We start from the raw sequence: 741 nt of genomic DNA, 5'->3' as shown, positions 1-741 counted from the left end.
GGTCAAGGCGACTGTTGTAGATTGCTCCCGTATTGTAGACGCCACCGACGTTCAGCCAGAAAGCGCCGTCGCCGCTCACAGTGTGCTGTCCGCAGTTGCCGTCGAAGGTCTGATCCTTAACGCAGTTGATGCGCTGACTGGAGAAGTTGACCGCCGGCCCGGAGTCGTGGTCCCAAGTTCCGTAGAAGATCGGCTGACGTCCGTTAAGGCTAACCTTGAGGACTACGTCGAATTGGCCGACATAATTGGAGCCTTCGCCGTACCATACGTTGCCCTTGGTGATTGCAATGTATGAGTTCGGGTATCGAGTGCAGGTCGAAGTGGTGTTTTCACACCAGTATCCGTCATAGTCTGTAGACGAGATCGACATCGTCTCGAAGCCGGGTTCTGCGAGCTTCTTGCTGTCGCGATACGGGTTGATGGAACGCATCCCCGGAACGTCCGCCAAGCGTGGCTCGCTGAGCGAGTCGTCGCCCGGAAGGGTGTAAGCAAGTTGCCCGTTAGCGCAACTCCAGGAAGCTGCCCCGACTTCGGCTGCGGCTTGCTTGCAGGCTTCGATAACCTGGGTCTCGATAGCGTCGCTGTCTTGGGCAGGTTCTATGGCGACGGCAGCCGGGCCTGCGACGAGCAGTGCTGCCGTGGCCGAGCAAAAGAGTGCGCCTCGGACTATATTCATGCTGACTCCTCAATCTGGCGTTGGATGGCATGGCGTCGCCTGTGTCGCGCGTCAGACTTAGTGGC

1 protein-coding gene is annotated in these 741 nt (G+C 58.4%); it reads right to left on the bottom strand.

The annotated features are described in order from the left end of the window. Positions 1-676 (bottom strand): hypothetical protein (locus N866_RS21140; RefSeq protein WP_155855496.1); only part of this gene is annotated, 676 nt, incomplete at its 3' end. Between the last annotated feature and the right edge of the window lie 65 nt (positions 677-741).

The sequence above is a fragment of the Actinotalea ferrariae CF5-4 genome, from assembly GCF_000603945.1.
Classification (GTDB): Bacteria; Actinomycetota; Actinomycetes; order Actinomycetales; family Cellulomonadaceae; genus Actinotalea; species Actinotalea ferrariae.
The sequence above is the reverse complement of the archived record's forward strand: the minus strand, read 5'-3'. Positions and strand labels throughout refer to the sequence as shown.